This is a genomic window from Pelotomaculum sp. PtaB.Bin117, from assembly GCF_002067195.1.
Classification (GTDB): Bacteria; Bacillota; Desulfotomaculia; order Desulfotomaculales; family Pelotomaculaceae; genus Pelotomaculum_D; species Pelotomaculum_D terephthalicicum.
In genome coordinates, this window is record NZ_MVQM01000087.1 from 1 (window position 1) to 5,115 (window position 5,115).

General features: G+C 54.7%; 3 protein-coding genes and 1 pseudogene. All 4 read left to right on the forward strand.

All coding sequences use genetic code 11. From position 1 onward, the window contains the following. The first annotated feature begins 724 nt into the window (after nt 1–724). Nucleotides 725–1,633, forward strand: a complete 909-nt coding sequence (ilvE, locus tag A4E54_RS05845; RefSeq protein WP_240082672.1) for a branched-chain-amino-acid transaminase — start codon at nt 725–727, stop codon at nt 1,631–1,633. Nucleotides 1,634–1,693: 60 nt separating this feature from the next. Beyond that, nucleotides 1,694–3,355 carry a dihydroxy-acid dehydratase gene (gene ilvD, locus A4E54_RS05850; protein WP_286724980.1) on the forward strand — a complete coding sequence of 554 codons (1,662 nt, stop codon included), beginning with the start codon at nt 1,694–1,696 and terminating at the stop codon, nt 3,353–3,355. A 14-nt stretch (nt 3,356–3,369) separates the two neighbouring features. Next, nucleotides 3,370–5,025 carry a biosynthetic-type acetolactate synthase large subunit gene (gene ilvB, locus A4E54_RS05855; RefSeq protein ID WP_286724981.1) on the forward strand — a complete coding sequence of 552 codons (1,656 nt, stop codon included), beginning with the start codon at nt 3,370–3,372 and terminating at the stop codon, nt 5,023–5,025. A gap of 13 nt (nt 5,026–5,038) precedes the next feature. Beyond that, nucleotides 5,039–5,115: pseudogene (locus A4E54_RS05860) on the forward strand (acetolactate synthase small subunit); the annotation flags it as partial.

Genomic DNA, 5,115 nt, shown 5'->3' on the forward strand with positions numbered 1-5,115 from the left:
CACCCCCTTTTTTAGGCGTATCACCTGGCGCTCACTGAGGTCTAAAACCGCTGCTGCTTCCTTGATAGACATACTGCCTTCGAGAGTCTTCTCAATGACTGTGTATCTTTTTATTTGTTCTTGTGACATGAGATAAAGTACCTTGTCTTTCATAGGTGACATATTATCACGATAATTAACAAGGTGACATTATCACATGATAATCACAGACCCGCAAAAAATTCTTGACACTTTATCCGGTTTTTTGTATACTGGTTAACAAGTTATATCTGGAAAAGGCTGTGAAGGGGACAAGGAGCTTGTGTATGGGCCGCAGAGAGCCGGGGTAGCTGAGAACCGGCGCCTTGAATACGATGGCTTTACATCACCCTGGAGCTGTCGGCTGAAAGGTTGCCAGTAAGCCGGGCCGGGTCGGGCGCCCGTTACAACGCCGTGTCTTTAATCGGCACATTAAGAGGCTTCCGCTTTTGGCGGCGGCAAGCAGGGTGGTAACGCGCAAGGCTTCAACCTCTCGTCCCTGGCATTTTATCCAAACGCCAGGTGAGGGGTTGTTTTATTTATTGGGGGTTGTTTTATTTATTAAATATATTTATATTATTTAAAGGGTAGTTTAACAACGTGGGGAATTAAAAGACCCTACGGATAGGTTCCGTTGCTGGAATTTTATCCAAAGGGCTTTTCTTTAATATTCGTTGTGCTTAAATATTTTATGGAGGAGTTGCTGATGAGCCTGATTATTTATCTTGACGGGGAATACTTGCCTGAGGAACGGGCGGTGGTGTCTGTTTTTGACCATGGACTCTTGTATGGCGACGGGGTTTTCGAAGGCATCCGCGCTTACAGCGGCAGAGTATTCAAACTGCATGACCACCTGGTCCGTCTTTATGAATCGGCCAGGACAATCGGCCTGGAGATTCCCGAATCCTTGGAGAACATGCAGGAGATTGTTTTGGAAACCTTGCGCCGCAACAACCTGCGCAGCGGCTATATCCGCCTGGTGGTAACCCGCGGCAAGGGCGATCTGGGTCTTGATCCGCTTAAATGTCCCAGACCCACCGTATTTTGCATCACCGCCTCGATCCGGCTTTACCCGGAAGAGTTATATGAAAAGGGTTTGACTCTGATTACCGTTTCCACCCGCCGGAATATTCCTGTCGCCGTTACCCCGCGGGTTAAGTCGTTGAATTACCTGAACAATATTTACGCCAAGATGGAAGCCAATCTGGCCGGTGTGCCCGAAGCGATTATGCTGAACTCGGAAGGATATGTGGCTGAAGCCACGGGGGACAATATTTTTATCGTGAAAAACGGGGTCCTTGCCACTCCTCCGTCTCACATAGGTCTTTTGGAAGGGGTTACCCGCAACACGGTAATGGACCTGGCTCGCCAGGCCGGCATACCGGTCGAAGAAAAAATTTTTACTTTGCATGATCTATACAATGCGGACGAATGTTTCCTGACCGGCACTGCCGCCGAGGTTATTCCCACGGTAAAGGTAGACGGACGTACCATCGCCGACGGCAAGCCGGGCAAGATCACCCGGGAACTTATTGCCGCGTTTCGTGAACTGACTAAGGTTGACGGCCCGCTGATTTTTTCCGAAGACGCGTCCACCTGCGGTTGCGGCTGCTAAAAACAGACGTGTTAGCCGGCCGTAGACCGGCTATTTTTTTGCAATAAGGAGGAATTGAACTTGCGTAGCGACGTAATGAAGAAAGGTATTGAAAAAGCTCCCCACCGCTCGCTTTTCAAAGCGCTGGGTTATCTTGACCAGGAGTTGGAACTGCCCCTGATTGGCGTGGTAAACTCATACAATGAGATTGTGCCCGGACACATCCATCTGCGTGATCTCACGGAAGCGGTGAAAGCCGGCGTGCGCATGGCCGGGGGAACGCCCATTGAATTCCCGTCGATAGCCGTCTGTGACGGTATAGCCATGAATCATACCGGGATGAAATATTCGCTGGCCAGCAGGGAATTGATCGCGGACAGCATTGAAGTGATGGCTGAAGCCCATCCGTTTGACGGGCTGGTGCTGATCCCGAACTGCGATAAGATTATCCCGGGCATGCTGATGGCCGCGGCCAGGCTGGATATTCCGGCCATCGTGGTCAGCGGCGGCCCGATGCTGGCCGGCCTTCACCAGGGACAGAATATATCGCTGAGCAACCTTTTTGAAGCGGTGGGCAAGGTATACGCTGGCAGCATGACTGAGGACGAACTGCACGAACTGGAAGAGGCGGCCTGTCCCGGCTGCGGTTCCTGTTCCGGCATGTTCACGGCAAATTCGATGAACTGTTTGACTGAAGCCCTGGGCATGGCCCTGCCGGGCAACGGTACTGTGCTGGCCGTGTCTGCCGCCCGGCGCCGCCTGGCCAAGATGACCGGCAGGCAAATTGTGAAACTGGTCCAGGAAGGCATCCGCCCTTCCGACATTATGACCAAAGACGCTTTTAACAACGGCCTGGCGGTGGATATGGCCCTGGGCTGTTCCACCAACACGGTGCTGCATCTCCCGGCCATCGCGTCCGAGTTGGGTGTGGAAATGAATCTCGATTACGTCAACATGGTCAGTGAGCGGACGCCGAACTTATGCAAGCTGAGCCCGATGGGTCCATTCTTTATTCAGGATTTGGACGAAGCAGGGGGAATTCCGGCGGTAATGGCCGAACTGGCCAGGAAAGGGCTGATTAGCCTGGAGGCCAGAACGGTCGACGGTACTGTGGGCGACAGAATCAGCGGCCGGGAGGTATCGCGCCGGGAGGTCATCCGCAGTGTGGATGACCCGCACAGCCCCAGCGGCGGCATCGCCATTCTGCGCGGCAACCTGGCTCCCGGCGGGGCAGTGGTGAAGAAGGCCGGAGTGGCGCCGGAAATGCTTAAACACAGCGGCCCGGCCCGCGTCTTTGATTCCGAGGACGAGGCCACCAAGGCCATCACAGCGCGAAAAATAAGCAAGGGCGATGTCATCGTGATCCGCTACGAAGGGCCCAGGGGCGGGCCGGGGATGCGGGAAATGCTTACCCCGACCGCTACTGTCGCCGGCCTGGGATTGGATAAAGATGTGGCTTTATTGACCGACGGCCGCTTTTCAGGAGCGACCCGGGGCGCCTCCATCGGCCATATCTCTCCGGAAGCGGCCGAGGGCGGCCCGGTGGCAATTCTCAAAGACGGTGATATAATTGAAATTGATATTCCGAACAACTCTCTGAACGTGGCGCTGAGCGCGGCGGAAATTTCCGCCCGCCTGAAAGACTGGCAGCCGCCGGAGCCAAGGGTGAAGAAGGGCTACCTGGCGCGTTACGCCCGCCATGTGACCTCGGCCAGCACAGGAGCGATCATCAGGGAAGATTAATGGAGGTGTGCGGTGTGAATTATTCCGGGGCGGAAATCTTGATCAAGAGTTTAGAGGCTGAAAATGTGGACACAATTTTCGGCTACCCCGGAGGCCAGGTTTTACCGATCTATGACGCCCTGTACGACGCTGACATCCGGCATATCCTGTGCAGACACGAACAGGGGGCGGCTCATGCCGCGGATGGCTATGCCCGCGCCACCGGCAGGCCGGGGGTTTGCCTGGCGACTTCGGGGCCCGGCGCGACCAATCTGGTAACGGGTATTGCCAACGCTCACATGGATTCAGTGCCTCTGGTGGCTATTACCGGCCAGGTTCCCTGGAGTCTGCTGGGAAGGGACTCCTTCCAGGAAGCGGACATAACCGGCATCACCTTGCCTATAACGAAGCACAGCTATCTGGTCAGGGACCCGTCCGAACTGGCGCGTATAGTCAAGGAAGCGTTTTATATAGCTACCACCGGCAGGCCTGGCCCGGTGCTGATCGATATTCCCAAGGACGTTTCCAGTACGGTGAACGAGTATATAGTGCCGGAAGAACTGCACCTGCCCGGCTACAAACCCGTGAGCGAAGCCGACTCATGGCAGGTGGCGGAAGCGGCCAAAGCAATCGCCGCATCCGAGCGGCCGGTGATCTATGCCGGCGGCGGTGTGATTATCTCCGGAGCGCATGAAGAACTGCTCCGTTTCGCGGAACTGCTGATGGCGCCGGTGGCCACCACCTTGATGGGGTTGGGGGGCTTTCCGGGAACCCATCCGTTATCTCTCGGCATGCTGGGCATGCACGGGACCAAATACGCCAACTTCGCGGTCTGTGAATGCGATCTCCTGATTGCCGTGGGGGCGCGCTTTGACGACCGGGTCACCGGTAAATTGGAGACCTTCGCGCATGAGGCCAAAGTGATTCATATTGACATAGATCCAGCAGAAATTGGGAAAAATGTGAGAGTGGACATTCCTGTCAACGGAGACGTTAAAATAGTGCTGAAACAGCTGATGGATATACTTCAGCCAAGACTGGGAGAGGCCTGGCGGGAGAAAATCCAGACGTGGAAGAAAGAGTACCCGATTGATTTTTGTGATAACAGGGAACTGAAGCCCCAGGCTGTCATCCGGGAAATTTACCGCCAAACCGGGGGCGATGCCCGCATTACCACCGAGGTGGGTCAGCACCAGATGTGGACGGCCCAGTATTATACTTTTTCCAAACCGCGTTCTTTTATTTCTTCCGGCGGTTTGGGCACCATGGGCTATGGCATGCCCGCGGCTATCGGCGTCCAGGCCGGCTGCCCCGGCGACACGGTTTTTGATATTGCCGGAGACGGCAGTATTCAAATGAACATCCAGGAATTGTGCACGGCAGTGAATTATGAGCTGCCAATCAACGTGGCGGTGATGGATAACGGCTTTTTAGGCATGGTGAGACAATGGCAGGAGCTTTTTTACAACCGGTATTCCCATACGAAATTGTTTAACCCTGATTTCGTTAAACTGGCCGAGGCTTATGGCGCGGAAGGGTTCAGGGTGACCAAGCGGTCTGAGCTAGCGCCCGTTTTGGAGCAGGCGATCCGTTCCAGCAAGCCGGTAATGATTGATTTCATGGTGGAGAGTGAGGAAAACGTCATGCCCATGGTTCCACCGGGTGAATCATTAAGTAAAATGCTTGGTTAGAGGGGGGGCAAATGTGACACATACGCTTGCAGTGCTGGTGGAAAACACACCGGGGATTCTGGCGCGGGTAGCCGGTCTCTTCAGCCGGCG

Excerpts from the sequence above, each read along its gene's own strand:
- ilvE (WP_240082672.1), top strand. The coding sequence starts at position 725 with ATGAGCCTGATTATTTATCTTGACGGGGAATACTTGCCTGAGGAACGG.